Here is an 18,399-nt window from a genome sequence, read left to right as displayed (position 1 = left end):
AAGTATTTTTAAAATCAAATTTTCAAGTTTTATGCTTTCTCAAAAATCTTATTAAAGTCGTCCATGAATAAATTGTCACACATAAAATTGGACGAAAAAAAACTTGTTGAAAAAACAATAGAATATATTCTTAGTATACAGAATACGTATTTAGAATGTATTTTGTTTCATAGAATCCTTGATCCCCGTATAAAATACGGGGATCTAAATATGCATATCGATTTTTTAATGGAAAGACTTTCTCATGGAAATTTTTTTGTGAATTATGGTGAAATAGAATTTAGAAATGGAGCCAGTAGATATACTCATTTTAAATTTGAAGCTGGCGGAAGTAAAGTAGATGATTCCGGACTATTGATAAATTTAAAAATGAAGAGTGAAGAGTTTTCGAAGGAAATATTCTGGGCTAACGATAAAGTAGAAATAGAGTACCAACAATTAAATGATTTTAACTGCTTCATAGAACTAATTGTTCCAGAAAAAGAGAGATCACGAAAAATGCTAGTTGCCCCTTTCTTTAATAGTGAACACTGGATTGAATATTATAATAAGCTTTTGGATCTAAATTTCCCTAGCTTTATTGAAAAAGTGAATTTTGGTAAAACGGTTATAAAATATAGACCATTAAAAGATGATTTCTATATTGGAATAGAGACAGACTATCAGTCAAGCAGAAAAGCTTTTAAGAATGGATTTTGGCAGACACCTGAGTATAAACTTGTTATTTTTAAAAAGATAACCTCTAAAAAAATCGAACGGATTCTGCAATTTGAAAAATTTGTTCATCCATATTTTGATCCTCCATCTTTTGATTTTAGCGTTTTTTTTGCTGTTAAGACCACAAAGCAGATTGGTGAAAATGAATTTCTTCTTGATGATGGGACTAAGACGGAATTTTTAGATGACGGACTAGTAAGATTTTATAACTCAAATGAATTAGAGGATCAGCTAAAACGTCATGCTTTTTTCTATTATAATATCTTATCTCATACTACATTGGAGTTTATAAGATTTGTAGAAGAAATCGTTCGAACCTGATCTCTGAATTAAATTAAATATTTAAAGTAACTACTCATGAAATGAAGAGCATTGAAAAATTTCAATGCTCTATTTTTAGTATGGAATATTTGAAAGCCGCTTCCTTATCGAGTTTAACCCATACGTATTTGTCCTTTGAAAGATTTTCGGCTTGCAGACCTTTAAATATGGAAGTATCTTTAGCCAAAGAGTTTAATACCTGAATCTGCTGCTCAGGCTCCTTTTCCTCTTTAAAGGTAATAAGCAAAAGATCAGGATCAACGTCCACATAAACCTTTTTCCCATTGTAATAATAGTATCTGCGCATCTCGTTTAAAAGATCTGATAAATTTCTCATAATATTTGATTTATTTGGTGAAAAAATTACTTCTTAAACTGAACCCTCCCTTTGTCATAGTTTAATTTTGCATCGTTAAGGAAGACTTCACCTATAATCGGATTTGAATATGGACCCTCGGAGTTTTTCATTTTGACAACCAGCTTATCCGCGGGATTCTCACCAATATGCATTATAAGTGTATCTGCCAAAAGTTTATTATCGGGAGAGATCTTAAACGATCTTTCGTTGCCTGCTCCTTCTATGGAAGGACGTATAGTATCTTTTTTCGCTGTGTCTTTTACCTTAAAGAAATAAATATCCTTTATCTGGTAAGCGGGAGTGTTAGAGAAAAATAGATCACTACCAGATTCAGCACCTAAAACATTAAAATTTAGGAAGACAGGCTTAATTTCAAAGGTACAGCCTATTTTTTCTTCATTACTTTTTGAGCATCCAAGAAAAAGAGATGACCAATATGGATTAACAGCAATGAGACAGCGGGTCACGTACGGAGGTAATTTCAACAGTGACAGTGATGGAAAATACATTAAGATATACAGTGAAGAAGGATCATTTGAAGTGGTGAAAAATGCTGACGGAAAAGAGAAACATATTATCTACATCGGAGATTCACCATATGAAGCGGATGTTGTATATTTGAAAGACTTTTCAGAAACAAGTGGATCTTACCGTTTTGTCCACAAGGATTATCTTGGAAGTATTTTGGCCATCAGTTCTTCAAGTGGGAAAGTACTTGAGCGCAGACATTATGACGCATGGGGTAATTTCACCCACTTACAGAAAGGTTATGGCGCGATTATTACTGATAAAGTTGTAATTGACAGAAGCCTTTTATTATTAAGCCGTGGATATACGGGGCATGAGTATTTTCCTGAAGTAGGAATCATCCATATGAATGGTAGGCTCTATGATCCTCTGCTCAGGAGGTTTTTGAGTGCTGATGAAAATATCCAAGATCCGTTCAATACCCAGAATTATAACAGATATGGGTATGTATTGAATAATCCACTGATGTATACCGATCCTAGCGGAGAGATTGTCTGGATGATTGCCATAGGAGCTGTAGCTGGAGCTTATTTTACAGGAGTAAAAGCCAATGGTTCATATAATCCTTTAAAGTGGAACTGGGGAGCAACCTGGGGAAAAATTGTGATGGGTGGTGCGATCGGCGCATTTACTGGAGGCGTTGCTACAGTTATTGGTGCTTCTGCCTTAGCCTATGCCACCACCTCATGGGGAATACAGGGCGGTATTCTTGGAGGAGCTATAGCAGGGGCATCAGGAGGGGCTGTTGCAGGTGCTATTAGTGGGTTTGCTTCTTCAGTCATGTTTGGAGAGAACATCCTTAAAGGAACCTTCATGGGAGGTTTGTCGGGAGGTGTTGCCGGTGGTGTATTGGGAGGTGTTGCTGGAGGAATCCAGCGAGTTGTAGCCAATATTAAAGCTGCTAAAATTGGTGCCCCTCAAGGGACAATCCTTAAAGGCGCACCCATCGCTAAGGGAAGATCTCAATGGACCCTTAATAATACCCCAAAAACAACTGCATTAGGTAAAACTCCATCAAAAACTGGAATATTAATAATTGACGATATTGAATTTTCGGTTGATGAGATTGTTGGTTTTAATTTTGTGGATGAGCAGCCAATACCAATATTGAAAGAAGGCGCTCCAACCACCTACAAAGGTGAATGGATGAAATCTGGGCTCAAATTTGGTAAAGATATACATAGAGGCTACAAAGCTGAAGAGGTTGCTCAAGGATTGGGTTATAAAGAGTACAGATTGCCAAGTGGCAAGAGAATCGATTACCTTGATATTGAAAATGGAAAAATTCATGAGTTAAAGCCGCTTAATCAAACGCAGCTTAACAATGGCGCAAAGCAATTACAAATGTATTTAGAGGAATTACAGTCTCCGGCTGCAATTGAAGCAAATCCAAGACTTAAGGATGTCGATTGGAAGAAAGTTTTAGAAGTATATTATAAAAAATAATTTATGGATAGTAAAGAATTTAAAATAGTATTTGGAGAAATTGCCAAAGAGAATAATTACTTGAAGGCATTTGGTGGTTGGTATTTGGAAAGCTCTGAATGCCTTGCGGTTCTGGAATTACAGAAATCAACCTATGGAGACTATTATATGCTTAATATAAAGGTGTTTATACAAGGATCTTTCGATAGAGAGTACCATCCTACTAAGCAGTTAATAAAAAGTCCTATAGGAGATGTAACCAAGCAAGTAATAGACGATATTTTAGCCTTGGATAGACCCATGAGTGATGATCTAAGGATAGAAAAATTAAAGGAACTTTTTAAGGATACGATTACGCCATTTGTTAGTAAGCTTATGACAAAGAGAAGCATTATTGAAGCAGAAAGTAAGGGAGAAATTAAGCTACTATCTTCGGTTAAAAAAGAACTGGAAAAATTGTTAGTTTAATTTTTAGATGTCCTTTATTTTATAATGGAGCCACCTTATTTTTTGGTGGCTCCTTTAAAAATGAAAATACTATGAAGGAAATACACGAATTCAGAATTTTTAAAGACAATTATCACCTTTTGCCGGTAAATGATGCCAAATTCAATGGTGCAGCGTATATTTTAAAGTTATCACCCAATGATCCTTTATTTCATAATGTTGGTGAATTGTATAATAGGTTAAAAAAGGAAAATAGAGCATTTTTCAGTTTTTGGAGTATTAAACGCCAATATACTAAAGGAGAATTGAACGATGCCATACTTTTTAATTTCAAAATAAAAACAGGTTTTGAGCCGACGGGAGAAGAATGCGGAACCATTTATGATGAGGCCATTGCCTGCGAAATATGTGGTGCAAACAGAAAACAGGTAGGCCCATTGCGGTTGAAAAAAGGTTCGATACCTAAGAAGGACATTGCACGGACAATAGCTGGAGAAGTAATAGTCTCAGATAAATTTGCTAGACTTGTTAAATCAAGAGACTTGAAAGGGATAATGTTAGAACCTGTGGTTTTTAAAAGTGGAATATCAAACCACTATCAATTAATTGCATCTTCTGAGTTAGAATTGACAAACAATACTACAGTAGGTTTAAACATGTTTGATTTTGCAGAAGAGGGTGAAGCTATGGAATTTGACATACCTGGTGGCTACACTATAAAATTCGAAAAAGAAATTTATAAATGTCCAAACGGGGATACTATAGGATTAAATCTTCTATCCGAAGTTTATGTTTTCAATAGCAAATCAATTGGACACTATGATTTTTTTGCCAGCAGGCAAAAGATTGGTGTTAAAAGAGGTTTATTGCGACCAGAACCATTATATTTCTGTTCTCAAAATTTCAGAAAAATGGTAGAGGAAGAAAATCTGACTGGTTTTGAGTTTGAAATAGCTAATATTGAAACTGATAATTTGAAATGAGAAATAACGTAGTCTCATAAGATCAATTTCTAAAATTTCTGAGGAACTGCCCGAAACTTCGGGCGGTTCATTAAAATAAAAAAGTCATTCAAAAAACGCCCATCGTTAATTGAAAAAGTTATTCTGGACTTTAAATAATATTTCTAAAGTAACTCCTTAACTAGAACAACTCGTCCAATTCCAATTAAATTGAACTAAGTGAAAGAAATAATTGAATTTAGAATTTTCAAAGAACATTATGATCTCTTGCCAAAGCCCAATAATGCTGTCTATAATGGAGCGATCTATATACTGCACATTACAAGGGATGATGATCTTTATAATAAAATTTGTCAAATTGATAAGATGTTTAGAGAAAATTATGGAAACCCTTTTTTCCTATATACTTATACTAAACGTACTTATACAAAAAAAGAGCTAGATAATGCAAAACTTTTTCATTTAAAAATAAAGCCGGTTTTTGAACCAACAGGTGAGGAATGTGGTACATTATACGATGAAACAGTAGCATGTGAAATATGTGGCACAGGTGGGAAGCAAATAGGTCCGCTGCTTCTTAAGAAAGGTACAATACCAAAAAAAGATATAGCCAGAACAATCGGAGGAGAAGTAGTCGTCTCTGAAAAATTTGTAAATGCTATCAATCTAAGTAATATGAAAGGTTTACAAATAACCCCTACAAATGTTGAAAAATATTATCAACTTACAGCGAATGAAGAACTTTATTTATCAAAGAATACCATTGCTGGGGATGATCCATTTACAGCTTCAGTAAGTAGTAATGGAGGAACTTTTAATGTTTCGGGGCATCAGGTTAACTTTGAGAAAGAGGTTTATATTTGTCCTAAAGGTGATTTACTTGGATTAAGACTTTTATCAGAACCTTATGTACTAAATAACCAAGTCATTTCTCAATGTGATTTTCTTACTAGTAAACAAAAATTTGGAGTTAAAAGGGGTTTATTGAGACCTGAGCCTATTTACTTTTGTTCACAAAAATTTAGAAAAATGGTAGAAGAAGAGAAATTAACTGGTTTTGAGTTTGAAATAGCTAATATTGAAACTGAATAGTGATATCACGGATTGTTATTGGCATAATTTCCAAAATTTATTAAGGAACTGCCCGAAAACTTCGGGCGATTCCTTCTAATAAGAAGTTTAGATTCTAAGACTTAATTAAAATCGGAAAAAATGGATATTTTTAAAGAAATTATACAAAAAATAACTCCATCTTTAAAGGATTTGGGATTTAGTAAAAAAGGAAATAATTTTTACTTAAAGTCAGATAACAATTTTGGAATTATAAATTTCCAAAAAAGCCAAGATGGTAATATGGATGAAGTGAAATTCACTTTAAATTTTGGTGTATATTCAGATCTTTTGGGAAAAGTTGTTGATTATGATTATGATAATTCGAAGCTACCAGATGTATGGGCATGCCAATGGCAAGCTAGAATTGGACATTTTATGCCTGATCGCCAAGATTTTTGGTGGAAGTTTCAAGTAGGTGATGATGTATATAAAATCAGTTCAAGTGTAATAGATAATATCCAAAATATTATTGTACCTGAGATTGATAAGCGTATAACAGATGAAGGTCTTATGAATAGTTTAGTAAAAGGAGATTTTATTAGATCAACTGCTGTCGAAACGTTTAAATATTTGACCATATTTCTGAAAGCTAAAGGAGATATTGAAGCTTTGAATGAAGTTGTTGAAACATTTTTACAACAACCAGATGGTAAGAAATTTTACGATATAGTAAAAGAACATTTGGAGGAAATAGAATATAGTAAATAATTATGATAATAGAGCATTGAAATTTTTCAATGCTCTGTTTTTTGTATAAATTTCACTATTGGAAAGAGTTTGTTGTAGAATCCTGCAAAATTGACCACCTTAATCCTGCTAAAGTGACCAGTTGATTCCAGCCCAAATTGACCATGGTAATCCTGATCAAATTGACCACCTGAAAAAGTCAAAAAACGTGTCTTGAATAACTTAGCCAAAAAATACCAATGGCTAACAAAAAAATAGACATGTTGAACATTAAACAATTACTACGATTATACACCAGGGAGTAAGTAAATTGCAGATAAGCAAACAACTGGGTATATCCCGCAATACGGCAAAAAAGTACATCAGCCTGTTCCATGAGCATCAGCTTACTTATGAAGAACTTATAGAGCTGAGTGATGAAGATTTAGATGATTTATTCGATACCCCAGCTATTGACATAAGAGATAACGACAACGTTAAAAAGCAGTTAGAATCGTTATTTCCTTACTTTTCCAAAGAGCTTAAACGTGTTGGGGTTACCCGTTATCTGCTATGGGAAGAATATATAGAGAAGTATCCTTCGGGTTATCGATATTCCCGTTTCTGCCATCATTACAGAGAATGGTGAAAAAAGGTAAATCCTTCCATGCATATTGAACATAAGGCAGGGGATAAACTTTTTGTGGATTATACAGGAGAGAAGCTTCACATTGTCAGTAAAGAAACAGGTGAACAACAGGAAGTCGAAGTCTTCGTGGCCATACTTGGAGCAAGCGGAATGACCTTTGTAGAAGCTACACGAACCCAGGGAAAAGAAGATTTTCTGGGAAGCCTTACCAAAGCCCTGCATTATTACGAAGGAGTTCCCGCTGCCATTGTTACCGATAACCTCTGTACTGCCGTAAAAAAGAGTCATAAGTATGAACCCGTTATCACAGATTCCCTTCTGACTTTGCTTCCCATTACAGCACAACAATACTTCCTACACGCACCTATCATCCAAAAGACAAAGCTTTGGTAGAGAATGCGGTGCATATTGTTTACACCCGCATTTTTGCTCCTCTGCGCAAAGAACACTTTTTCAGTCTGGAGGCGTTAAACAAGGCAATAGAAAACCTTTTAGAACCTCATAATGAAGCTCCCATGAAAAGAAAAAAGTATTCCAGAGCAGATGTGTTCCGTGAGGTTGAAAAGCCCGCTTTATCTCCACTGCCTGCCATGATGTATCAGCTAAAATACACTGTTCGTGCCACAGTACATAAAACCAATCATGTGTATTTAAGCAGAGATAAGCACTATTACAGTGTCCCGTTCAGCTATATTGGGAAAAAGGTAAATATTATTTACAGTAAAAATACCGTTGGGATTTACTATGATCAACGTAGAATATCATTCCATGACAGGATACTGGCTAAATACCAATACACTACTGTAAAGGAGCATATGCCTTCTTCTTACCAATTTATGACGGAATGAAACCCCTCAAGGTTTATCTCATGGGGAGCATCCATCGGGGAATATTGTGAACAGTATATTACTAAAATACTGGAGAAAAAGTAGCATCCTGAACAGTCCTATAAAACCTGTTTGGGGATACTTTCATTATCAAAAAAGATTGGCAACGTAAGGCTTGACAATGCCTGTAAAAGGGCATTGGGATATGAAAAATACAGTCTTGCCATGATTAAAAGCATTTTGGAAAGAGGACTGGATAATCTCACCGATGATGATGCCTTCTTTGAAGAAAAGAAACTCCCTAAACATAAAAACATACGGGGAGGAAAATACTATCAGTAACATCTACAATCATTAACAATTAAAATCATTAATACAAAAATCTATGAATCAGGCAACATTAGAAAAAATGAAACACTTAAAGCTCCACGGGATGCACAGAGCTTTTTCCACAACAATGGAAACAGGAAGCATCTCTTATACCAACGATGAACTTATAGCATATTTGATTGAATCCGAGTATGACGACAGGGAAAGCAGAAAAGTTGAGCGGTTAATCACTTCTGCGAGATTCAGGTACAGGGCATTCCTAGAAGAGATTACTGCATCTTATTCCAGGAACATTGATAAGAATACGATCGGAAGGTTGTCCTAATATGACTTTATCTCTCAGAAACAGAATATTCTTGTTACGGGATCAACAGGGGTGGGCAAAAGCTTTATTGCTACTGCCATAGGCTACAAAGCCTGTACAATGGGATATAAAATGATGTACTTCAGCATCAATAAACTCTTCTCAAAGCTTAAAATGGCTAAGGCAGACGGATCTTACCTCAAAGAGATTGACCGTATAGAAAAACAAGACCTTATTATCCTGGATGATTTTGGATTGCAGTCGCTGGATAACCTCAAAAGACAAGATTTTATGGAGATTATTGAAGACAGGCACGGAAAACGCCACTATTATTGCTTCGCAACTTCCTGTAAGTGCATGGCACGAAGTCATTGCTGAGCAGACTATTGCTCATGCAATCCTTGACAGAATGGTACATAACTCCCTGAGAATAGACCTTAAAGGGGAATCGATGAGAAGAAAAAAAAGCTGACCATAAAATCAGCATTGAGTAAAGAATTATTTTATATTTTTAAACCATCTTTTAGACACCGTTTTTGACTTCATTCTAAGTGGTCATTTTAATCAGGAATAAGGTGGTCATTTTAACTGGAATATACACCCGGTCAGAAGAAAAATAAAAAAAACCGCACCTGCCATCACACAAATAACAATAGCTGCCAAATACCAGGGCAAAGAATCCTTTACTGATTCCAACAGTGTAAAGGACATCTGTTTCTCAATATTTTCCTTGAAATAGATTGTGTTGTCAGCCAAAATTGGTACAGACTTTCTCAATATTATCAGGATTTCCCGGTTAGAAAGCAGCAGTAATTCGGCTGCAATATCCCCATGCTGAAGAAACCTGAATTCTGTGTCAGGATATTGCCTCTGTAGAGCGTCACGTGTATCACATTCTTTAGGTCCAATTTTTTGATTAGTTACAAAAGTGAAGATCAGGACCTCAAGATTCTTCTCCATACAATTCTTAAAATCTCGTCTGACCTTATCTGACAGGTTTTTTACCTGTGACGACATTGCGAAAAATTCCCTGGTTTTAAAAATATATCCATCCTTCCCCCTGTCACCAAGTCTACCTTTGGAGTCTACAGCCTGAAAGTCGTAACCATGTTTATTTCTCAGGTATCTTACGCTGTAGCGTTGAAATTCAAATCCTTCTTTTGCTTTTAGCACTGTTTCTATGTACTCTAAATCTAACATAATCTTATATTTTTAGTACATCCAATTTAAAAATAATCAATGCGCAAAACATACTACCGATCCATTCCATAAAAATCAAAACCGTCAAAAATTAATTTTTATACGTCAAGTTCTGTCGTTACTCGCTTATATATTTGTTTCAGTAAGTAATCAGATACATCCCGGGCAATTTGATCTTACTGTTAACCAAATTATTAATATTTAAAATTTTTATTATGAGCAATTTCATTGAACTTAACGAGAACAAAGTATATCCAAAAGGGAATGCAAAGATTTTTCAAAATGATTCTGGAAGTATCGCAGTTTCAGAATTAAATGAAACAACAGACGGTGTTATAATCAACACCAACGGAAAAAGTCGATTCGAACTTACCTTTGAGCCTGAACAACTTGATCAGCAGTCATTCGGTGCTACAATGAATATATTGGATAAATATAATCGTGTAAAAACAGTGGCGCAATGGGCTCACCGTCCGCGTATCGATAATGTTCCTGCCTGCTTAGTAGCCAACAGTCTTCTTGAAGGAAAAGAAATTATTGTACAATTTTATAAAGACGGGCAGGAAGTACACCGTTATTCTGTGGAAAACCCTTGTGATTCTCAGGATACCAATTGGATACAGCTGGCAATTTATGTCTTAGTTAGCGTTGGTGCTGCTGTCGCATCAGCTGTTGATTATAAGAAAACCACCACGACGACAACTGGTCCTGACGGAAAGACAACCACAACAGTAACCACAACCAAATCATTTGGCAACGCAGGGTCGGCCCAGAAATCTATGGCAAACAGCAATGCTGGTTATGTAGATTTTGATCATATCTATATTACCTCCAGTAAAAGTTTTGATTCCACAGTATATGATGAACTGGACGGACCAATCAGTGAAGTAATCCTGAATGGTAATTTCGGAAACATGGAATTGAAATCAATTTCAAACGAATTCTAAACAGCTTTTAACGCATCTCATTTAATTGAGATATAATAAGAGGTTGACTCCTGGTCAACCTCTTTATTTTTTTATAATGTAAAGCATCAATTGTTCCGCTACAAAAATGACTTAAATTTATGGTATAAAGTTTAAAACCTTTATCCATGGATAAACAGCAACAGCAAGTCAAGGCTCGCAAATATTAGCTTAAACTCTATTTAGAATCGGGGTCTGTAACGAAAACGGCTTTACACTGTAGAATTGCAAGATCAACACTTCACCGTGAATCTTCGTTCAAGCAATATATCCGAAGTTATTATTTAGATATTCATTTGGTGAAAAATATAGATAATATTGAAACTACCTATCTATCAACATATCAAATTATGCCAATTTTACATTAACTGCATTTAGCCCTTTATCGCTTTTTTGTACATCAAAAACGACTTTATCGTTTTCACAAATTGAACTTACGCTCAACCCTGAAGAATGTACAAATATGTCCTTACTCCCATCTGAAGGTGTAATAAATCCGAAGCCTTTCGCTTCATTAAAAAATTTTACTGTGCCTTGTTGCATTGTAATTATTATTAAAAATTATATATTATTAATCTGTATGTTTTCACAGATTTTACGAATCATTTTTTTGAGTCTTTGCCATTATTATGTTCTTAATTGTCAGAGTGGAAATAAGCTATTTTCACTTTGTATCATATCTCCATATCCTTTATGATTTTTTTTCTACGAAAAAGACAGTTTTTAAGGTATTTTCATTTAGTGCCTGTAATTCATTAACAATCAGATCAACGGGTTTATTAAGGAAGGTTTCTGAAAATCTGCGGATACTTCCGGACATAGTACTAGAAAATAATAATGTCTGTTTGTGCTGTGATAAGAGCATTATAATCTTTTTCAGTTCACTTATTCCTGCTTTATCAAGTATTTTGTCAGTCTCATCTAAAACCAGCATTTCAATTTTAGACAGGTCAATATTTCTCTGGCTTGTCAGATTCAGTAATCTCTCAGGAGTTGCGACCAGAACATCTACTCTATTTCTTAAAGCTGCAAGTTGTCCGCCAACAGGAACACCGTCAAAAATAGATTGTATCGACAAGGGCATGTATTTACTGTAAACTGTAAAGTTTTCTTCTATTTGAATTACTACTTCTGATGTAGGAGCCAGTATTAAAATCCTTATATCTTTATGATCAGGCGTAACTCTCTTTAACAATTGTAAAATTGACATTACGAAAGTACCTGTTTTGCCTGTACCTTTTTTTGCACATGCAATAATATCTTTACCGGCAAGAATATGCGGGATAGCTAAACTCTGTATATCAGTAGGTTTAGAATATCCATTTTCTGTCGCAGCACGAATAATTGGATTAATCAATTTTAAATTTCTGAAACTCATCATAAGGCTTATCCCACTCAAGGTTTTAGTAAACAAATCCATTTTGGCAGGATTCAGTTTGAGATACTATATGTTGTAAAACATACTTTTTCTTTTGCGACTTTATTTACTTAAACAATTAAGATCTGCGCAATAACATTTCATTGTTATTATAAATTTGAGTTTATTAGCATTCCGATCTATACAGTGTCAAGAAAGCTAAAAACATGGTAGCTGAAAAGCAAAAACTGAAAGAAAAAAAGTGATTTTAAATTATTACAGAGTAGCAAAGGCAGAAACCCATTTTTATAAGTACTTTGCAAATGTACACTAAAATAAATGAACAACACCCCAATTTAACAAATTGATTATCAAAAATATATTCGTAACTTTCGCACATAAAACAAATTGTTTGCATATTGTGGATGATTTCTAATTTCATCATCATGCCAACTTTACCCACAACACTTTCTCAACTACAGCCTCTAGCTTCACACGCCGGACCACAAGTACGGATTGCTTACTTCATTATGATTCATCATAAACCTGAGGTATTTAAAAATATGTTCCAGAAAATCTATACAAGAGATCAATTTTATCTTATTCATATCGATCGAAAAGCCAATGCAGATATAACAGAGGAAATACTCATATTTTTAGTTCAGTTTCCAAATGTGTATATCCTTGAAAGCATGAATATTGTTTCGGGTGGATTTAGTATGATTCAGGCTGAGCTTAATGCTATGGAATATTTACTTAACGTAAGCCAGGAGTGGGATTATTTTATTAATCTGAGCGGCGAAGACTACCCCTTAAAATCACAAAACATTATCCGTCAGTTCCTTACTGGTAACTTTGGGAGAAACTACCTCTTTTATTATGACCAGAAATATTACAGGCCAGACACATTGAAAAGAATACAAAATCATTTTACGGAATTAACCCATAAAATATCGTCTCTTATTTACAAAAGAGAATTTATGAAGGGAGTTATTCCTTATATAGGCGGAAAATGGATTATACTGACAAGGGAAACCTGTGTGTTCATGACCAATAATAAGAGGGTCATGGATTTTGAAGATTATTACCTTCATACGCTTTTACCGGCGGAGTCCTTTTTTCAGACTGTACTGATGAATACATCATTTAATGATATTATTGTTAATGATGATAAAAGAGCAGTCATTGAAAAAACTGTATTTGGCAAAAAACAGTATGTTACTGATTTAATTACATCTTTACAATCCAGTAATCAGCTTTTCATAAGGAAAGTTAATGGTAAAACTGATAAAGATATTTTACAGTATATCGCAGACAGCTACCATATTCCACTACCGGAAGTTGATGAAATTGAAAGAGAACTTAAAAGGGATAATCCACAGAATAATTAATCCAGGAGTAAAATTTAGACACAAAAGTTCTGCAATACTCACCAAAAAAAATATGGAGACTTAGTTCTCCATATTTTTTAGTATCATTCTATAAGTTCAGACTATTTGGTATTGAGATATTTTACTGCTTCTATCATTACCCTGTCTACAAAAGTAGCCGGAGAATTCTGCATTGCAGCAACTTCTGCGTCGGTAGGAGGTGTTACATAAATATCAGGTTTTACTCCTACCCCTTCAATAACTTCACCGTTTAGGTCTTTTGTTGCCATTGTCGGCATATAGAATTCCATAACACCGGCTATACTGCCTAAGCTCCCTCCATTGAATGCATCTGAATCCGGGTTTAAGCCGGCAGTAGCTCCTAAACTATAATCACCTACTGAGATCACATGGTTACCCTGGCTTTTTAGCATCATTGTTGACATTTCAGACATACTGGCACTTCCTTTGTCCGTTAGTATTACAATTGGAATATTGGAAGGCATGCCATATTTATGTGGTTTCGCATGCATTGGAACCCATGGAGTATAACTAAACTGTCCATCGCCTTCTTTGGTTCTCTGATAAGCCCAAACAGTATTCTTTGTGACAAAACGATCTATAAATACACGGGAATCAATAACGGCACCACCACCATTACCTCTAAGATCTATAATCAGCTTTTTGATCTCTCCACGATGTAAAGGGTTTAAAAACTTCTGATAAAACGGAGCTCTTTGGATCAAACTGTTGGCATCGGTTTGAAACAGCAATAAACCATATTGTTTTTCTACATGCTCTGTCATACGGGCTATGAACCATTTAACGTATAACTTGTTTTCATTGGTTTGATTAGGTACATACATATACAATGGTTGGGTTTGAGCATTGGCAATTATTTTTTTTGCCAACGCAATTAAATCATCAGAAACAACTTCTGTATTATGAAATGCAGTAACCTGATCATTAAAAGATTTTATATCAGGAGAGCTGAAAAAAGTATTCCACTGATTCAGGAGAGCTACCGTCTTATCTCTTATTTCTTTTCTTTTAACTACATCTGCAATGGCATTCAGCTCAGGATTGCTATCAATTTCACCAACGGTCAGAGTATAGTTATCCACAGGACTGGAAACAAGATATTCATTTCGCAATCCAAGATAGGTAGTATATAGAGCAAACATATTATAGGTCATATAGTGGATCTCCGGATTGGTTTTCAGGGTACCTACATAATAATTGAATATTCCTCCATTTGTAAAGTAAAATTTTGTATCCAATATGTTCAATCTACTTTGCATATAGCCCATTTTTAAACCAAAGTTATATATATTGGGGCCTTTAGTTTTCATCCCTCCCCGGAAAACTACCGAAGTATTGTTTGCATTTTTTGCCACCGGCAGCAGTACGGCAAACTGAAAGTGCCTGTCAATAATAGGATCAATAATATCTGTAAAATATTCAATGGCCTTATTTCTGTCTTCCAGAATCTGCTTATCACTGAATTCATCATCTTTATTATATGTTTTCAATGCTGAGAATTTTGGATAATACTCCTGATAAATGGCGTTCCAGTCCATACCATCTTTTCTCTTCTGCTCGTAAAAATAATTATAGCGCTGATCCATAGTAGACCAGAATACTTTAAAAAGATCCCCATAGGATTTTACATCCTCTCTTGTATATCTTGTAGGCTCTTTAACGGACAATTCATCATCCTTTATACAGGAAGTAAATGCTCCTCCTGCCATAAGCAACCCCAGAGCTAAAATTAAATATGTTTTAAAATTTCTTTTCATATATGAATAATTAAAATGGATTAAACTGTATTAAAATTTATACGAAGCTCCCAAAGAGATCATATAAGAACGGATTGTTGCTTTCCGGTTCTCATCTTCGTTGGTTTTATTGATATCTGATAAACCATACTGGTAATTATATGCAGCATGAACATCGAATTTACTGAAAGAATAACCTAACTGGGCCTGCCCTTGTAATCCATAACCAAAGCGGTTAAGCTGATTTTCATTCTTTTTAAAATCGTAAGTATCGTTGACCTGAGCATAATTGAAGGTTCCGTCTAACTGCAGCTCACTAAAAACAGGATACTGCCCTTCCCTTTTCATTTTAAGCCAATATTCCGTATACATCCCGGCTGCCAGCCTTATCCATACTCCTTTACTTTCGTGCGGATTGTTCAAAACATATCCTCCGATCAAAACAGGAAGCCCCAGAAAGTTATTAGTATATTTGGTATACCAGCCATAACGGCTGTCTGTTCTTTCATAGTCATAATTTTTCTGCAGAAGAGAAATACCGGTAGAGACAAAAAGCGATTTCCAGATCATATATTCTCCGGAGAGATTTATTCCGAATCCATAATTCGGGCTATATCTGGCGTCTACCATATTCGAAAGATTGCCATTCAGTATACTGTATGTATATCCTACATCCAGCCCTGCTTTAAACTTATTCTGCGCCAGCAAGCCTGTACTTACCGAAAATAGGCCAAGACATAAAGCTTTGCATAATTTTTTTTTCATAAACTTTAATGATAATTATTTTATTGACAATATACAAAGCAAGCTATATAAATTAATTTAACATAAATAAACAGTTATTTTTACATAAAAAATATGTTAAATACATATAAAACTTTAAATAATACAATTTTTAAAGTTTTATTTTTTCAAAAATCAATATTTAACAGAAAATTATTTTTGAAGATATTAGGTGATAAAGTTATTTTTACCGTTTCAAATCGTATCCTGCTCGCTTTTATTACAGGATTTTAAAGTTTTTTAGGATTATCTTAGTTCGTTTTTTTAGGATAAAAACCGTCCTTTTTTATATATTATAAAGCCGGTTTTCAGGCTTAAAACCCCGGTGTAAACTTTAATCTCGTCTGAAATTTTGGTAGATAAATCCCATTATACTTATATTTGAAGAATAAAATTAAAGTAGAAGAGCGTTAATCTGTTAATATTTTACAGTTTAACTTATAGGAAAATAAGAATTGTAGAAAATCCAGCATTTTGCCATTTAGTATTCTTAAAATAGTTGAATATCAGTATTTTAAAATAATAAATCCAGATATCTCACTCTTCGTAAAAGGGTATAAATCAATTGATTTGTACCTTTTTCAATATAAAATTGAATCAACAATATTCGGCTATATAACAGACCTGATACAGAACTAAATAACCCATGAAACGTATATTACCGGCATTTGCCTTTTTAACATTTTTCAATTACTCAAACGCCCAGAAAATTTTTAATACCGACATCAATAATTTTTGGATTGCTTATGACAGTATTCAAAAAAATAAAAAAGATAAAAATGAAATTATTGAAAATCTTTTCCTGAATAAGAAAACGGATGGACTGAATGTTTTTATGGAAATTAAAAAATTCGGAAAAGATGATTATTTAAATGTCATTGAAAAATATCCTAAATTCTGGAATTCCATCAGGCCTAACACATTCATTGGCTCTAAAAAAATAAAAACAATTGAAAAAGCCTTCAGAAAGCTGGGAAAAATCTATCCCAATAATTCCAAAGGAAATATTTACTTTACCATCGGAGCCCTAAAATCGGGAGGTACCACCCATAATGAAGATTTACTTTTAGGGGTTGAAAGAATAGTAGGTGACAGAAATACTGTTGTTTCAGAATTTGAAAATGAAAGTCATCAGAAAATGTTCTTATTTACAAATCCGTCACAATTAGAACAGGTAACTGTACACGAATTTATTCATACTTTTCAAAAAGAGGGTGAAATAAATGTTTTGTCAAAGGCAATTAAAGAAGGCTCCTGTGATTTTATTGCAGAATTAGCTTTAAATAAAAAATTCACAGCACAATATCTTGATTACGGGTTTAAAAATTATGAAAAAGTAAAATCAGATTTTAAAAGTGAGATGTTTAGTCAAAAGCTTGAAAACTGGTTTTACAATAGCCACGCTAAAAATCCTGATCTGGGATATTTTGTGGGATATGTTATTTCCAAAAAATATTATGAAAATTCGGCGGATAAAAAAGCTTCAATTAAAAACATTATTGAATTGGATTTCAATAATGAAGCTGAAGTCCTTCAGTTTTTAGCAAAATCAAACTATTTTGAAGATAAAAAAAGTGCTGAACAAATAATATCTGAATACAATGGCAATAAACCCAAAATGGTTAAGATCATTGAGTTCGAAAATGGTAGTCAGAATGTAAATAAAGACACAAAAAAAATTCAAATTATCTTCTCAAAACCAATGAATGAAAAGATTTCCATCAACTTCTCCAAAAATGGCAAAGAGCATTTTCCGTTAAAAAACATTGTAGGTTTAGACGAATCAAAAACGGTTCTGATTCTGGAAACAACCAACTTACAATCTGATACAGAATACGACTTTTACATAACAGACAGGACAACAAAATCTGAAGACGGCTATCCTTTTGAGAAAGAAGAATATAAAGTATCATTTAAAACTAAAAAAGAATAATTTTTCATTAATATATGCTGCTGTTCTGAAACAGATAAAATCAGCAGGCAATACCAATATACGTGAAAGAAAATGATCAGGTAATCTTCGGGTCTTCGTGCAGAATAAACCTGCAAAAATAATCAAAAATGAGAGCAAGCGCATTAACAAGGAACAATACCCTCTGATAACCTGACACATAGATCCTGAAATGTTTTTATTTGTGAAATTAATATAAATTTTTCTATATTTGCACGACTGAAAACAACGGTATAGCCGGAGTTCAGGGAGAGTTGGCAGAGTGGTCGATTGCGGCAGTCTTGAAAACTGTTGACTGTAACAGGTCCGGGGGTTCGAATCCCTCACTCTCCGCAAGATGCGAAAACA

Annotated in this window: 21 protein-coding genes, 1 tRNA gene and 1 pseudogene; 16 read left to right on the top strand and 7 right to left on the bottom strand. The window is 34.2% G+C overall.

The window, feature by feature from the left end:
- Positions 1 to 210: 210 nt before the first annotated feature.
- On the top strand, positions 211 to 1,038 hold the full coding sequence (locus tag AOB46_RS21830; RefSeq protein WP_131724436.1) for a hypothetical protein: 828 nt from the start codon (positions 211 to 213) through the stop codon (positions 1,036 to 1,038).
- 61 nt (positions 1,039 to 1,099) lie between these two features.
- Here AOB46_RS21830 and AOB46_RS21825 read toward each other — a convergent pair whose 3' ends face one another.
- Together AOB46_RS21825 and AOB46_RS21820 are read right to left on the bottom strand one after the other, a co-directional pair.
- Positions 1,100 to 1,375: a hypothetical protein gene (locus tag AOB46_RS21825; protein ID WP_062703397.1), complete on the bottom strand. Its 276-nt coding sequence runs from the start codon at positions 1,373 to 1,375 to the stop codon at positions 1,100 to 1,102.
- A gap of 26 nt (positions 1,376 to 1,401) precedes the next feature.
- Positions 1,402 to 1,863, bottom strand: coding sequence for a hypothetical protein (locus tag AOB46_RS21820; RefSeq protein ID WP_062703396.1), 462 nt, complete (start codon positions 1,861 to 1,863; stop codon positions 1,402 to 1,404).
- Here AOB46_RS21820 and AOB46_RS21815 point away from each other — a divergent pair.
- From AOB46_RS21815 to AOB46_RS24055, 11 genes and pseudogenes are all read left to right on the top strand, one after another.
- Entirely contained in the window at positions 1,847 to 3,370 is a 1,524-nt protein-coding gene (locus AOB46_RS21815; protein WP_062703394.1) for an RHS repeat-associated core domain-containing protein, read from the top strand. The two genes, AOB46_RS21820 and AOB46_RS21815, sit on opposite strands and share 17 nt — an antisense overlap.
- 3 nt (positions 3,371 to 3,373) lie before the next feature.
- Entirely contained in the window at positions 3,374 to 3,817 is a 444-nt protein-coding gene (locus tag AOB46_RS21810) for a DUF4304 domain-containing protein (RefSeq protein WP_062703392.1), read from the top strand.
- A gap of 71 nt (positions 3,818 to 3,888) precedes the next feature.
- On the top strand, positions 3,889 to 4,779 hold the full coding sequence (locus AOB46_RS21805; protein ID WP_062703390.1) for a hypothetical protein: 891 nt from the start codon (positions 3,889 to 3,891) through the stop codon (positions 4,777 to 4,779).
- A 198-nt stretch (positions 4,780 to 4,977) separates the two neighbouring features.
- Positions 4,978 to 5,850, top strand: coding sequence for a hypothetical protein (locus tag AOB46_RS21800; protein WP_062703388.1), 873 nt, complete (start codon positions 4,978 to 4,980; stop codon positions 5,848 to 5,850).
- 120 nt (positions 5,851 to 5,970) lie between these two features.
- Positions 5,971 to 6,579: a DUF4304 domain-containing protein gene (locus AOB46_RS21795; protein WP_062703386.1), complete on the top strand. Its 609-nt coding sequence runs from the start codon at positions 5,971 to 5,973 to the stop codon at positions 6,577 to 6,579.
- Positions 6,580 to 6,868: 289 nt separating this feature from the next.
- Positions 6,869 to 7,186, top strand: coding sequence for a hypothetical protein (locus AOB46_RS23895; RefSeq protein ID WP_241489268.1), 318 nt, complete (start codon positions 6,869 to 6,871; stop codon positions 7,184 to 7,186).
- Between the two features lie 18 nt (positions 7,187 to 7,204).
- Complete coding sequence (locus tag AOB46_RS23890; protein ID WP_241489267.1) at positions 7,205 to 7,579, top strand: hypothetical protein; 375 nt, start codon at positions 7,205 to 7,207, stop codon at positions 7,577 to 7,579.
- Positions 7,573 to 8,034 (top strand): Mu transposase domain-containing protein, encoded by a 462-nt coding sequence (locus AOB46_RS23885; RefSeq protein ID WP_241489266.1) that lies wholly within the window; start codon positions 7,573 to 7,575, stop codon positions 8,032 to 8,034. Before AOB46_RS23890 ends, AOB46_RS23885 begins: the two co-directional genes overlap by 7 nt.
- Before the next feature lie 111 nt (positions 8,035 to 8,145).
- Entirely contained in the window at positions 8,146 to 8,355 is a 210-nt protein-coding gene (locus AOB46_RS23880) for a hypothetical protein (RefSeq protein ID WP_241489265.1), read from the top strand.
- A 43-nt stretch (positions 8,356 to 8,398) separates the two neighbouring features.
- Positions 8,399 to 9,025 (top strand): annotated as a pseudogene (locus AOB46_RS21780) (ATP-binding protein).
- The gene (locus AOB46_RS24055) at positions 8,949 to 9,119 is read left to right on the top strand and encodes an ATP-binding protein (protein WP_316934410.1); all 171 of its coding nucleotides are present in this window, start codon (positions 8,949 to 8,951) and stop codon (positions 9,117 to 9,119) included. The pseudogene AOB46_RS21780 and the gene AOB46_RS24055 overlap by 77 nt, the downstream one beginning before the upstream one ends.
- A gap of 107 nt (positions 9,120 to 9,226) precedes the next feature.
- On the opposite strand, the gene AOB46_RS21775 is transcribed toward AOB46_RS24055, so the two are convergent.
- Positions 9,227 to 9,847, bottom strand: coding sequence for a hypothetical protein (locus AOB46_RS21775; protein WP_062703383.1), 621 nt, complete (start codon positions 9,845 to 9,847; stop codon positions 9,227 to 9,229).
- Positions 9,848 to 10,062: 215 nt separating this feature from the next.
- Here AOB46_RS21775 and AOB46_RS21770 point away from each other — a divergent pair, with 215 nt between their 5' ends.
- On the top strand, positions 10,063 to 10,794 hold the full coding sequence (locus tag AOB46_RS21770) for a hypothetical protein (RefSeq protein ID WP_062703381.1): 732 nt from the start codon (positions 10,063 to 10,065) through the stop codon (positions 10,792 to 10,794).
- Between the two features lie 366 nt (positions 10,795 to 11,160).
- Here AOB46_RS21770 and AOB46_RS21765 read toward each other — a convergent pair whose 3' ends face one another.
- Positions 11,161 to 11,355: a cold-shock protein gene (locus AOB46_RS21765; protein ID WP_062703379.1), complete on the bottom strand. Its 195-nt coding sequence runs from the start codon at positions 11,353 to 11,355 to the stop codon at positions 11,161 to 11,163.
- A gap of 148 nt (positions 11,356 to 11,503) precedes the next feature.
- A complete protein-coding gene (locus AOB46_RS21760) occupies positions 11,504 to 12,232 on the bottom strand; it encodes a DEAD/DEAH box helicase (RefSeq protein ID WP_241489264.1) in 729 nt (242 codons plus the stop codon).
- 383 nt (positions 12,233 to 12,615) lie between these two features.
- Between AOB46_RS21760 and AOB46_RS21755 the strand changes: the two genes are divergently transcribed.
- Entirely contained in the window at positions 12,616 to 13,560 is a 945-nt protein-coding gene (locus AOB46_RS21755; protein ID WP_062703425.1) for a beta-1,6-N-acetylglucosaminyltransferase, read from the top strand.
- Between the two features lie 101 nt (positions 13,561 to 13,661).
- Here AOB46_RS21755 and AOB46_RS21750 read toward each other — a convergent pair whose 3' ends face one another.
- On the bottom strand, positions 13,662 to 15,338 hold the full coding sequence (locus AOB46_RS21750; protein WP_062703375.1) for a S41 family peptidase: 1,677 nt from the start codon (positions 15,336 to 15,338) through the stop codon (positions 13,662 to 13,664).
- A 30-nt stretch (positions 15,339 to 15,368) separates the two neighbouring features.
- Positions 15,369 to 16,082 carry an outer membrane beta-barrel protein gene (locus AOB46_RS21745; RefSeq protein WP_062703374.1) on the bottom strand — a complete coding sequence of 238 codons (714 nt, stop codon included), beginning with the start codon at positions 16,080 to 16,082 and terminating at the stop codon, positions 15,369 to 15,371.
- Between the two features lie 664 nt (positions 16,083 to 16,746).
- On the opposite strand from AOB46_RS21745, the gene AOB46_RS21740 reads away from it, so the two are divergent.
- Together AOB46_RS21740 and AOB46_RS21735 are read left to right on the top strand one after the other, a co-directional pair.
- Positions 16,747 to 18,033 carry an Ig-like domain-containing protein gene (locus tag AOB46_RS21740; RefSeq protein ID WP_062703373.1) on the top strand — a complete coding sequence of 429 codons (1,287 nt, stop codon included), beginning with the start codon at positions 16,747 to 16,749 and terminating at the stop codon, positions 18,031 to 18,033.
- Positions 18,034 to 18,299: 266 nt separating this feature from the next.
- A tRNA-Ser gene (locus tag AOB46_RS21735) sits at positions 18,300 to 18,384 on the top strand.
- Positions 18,385 to 18,399: the final 15 nt, after the last annotated feature.

Origin of the sequence: Chryseobacterium indologenes (assembly GCF_001295265.1) — a bacterium.
GTDB lineage: Bacteria > Bacteroidota > Bacteroidia > Flavobacteriales > Weeksellaceae > Chryseobacterium > Chryseobacterium indologenes_A.
Note: the sequence above shows the minus strand (reverse complement) of the source record. Positions and strands in the feature narration are given on the sequence as shown.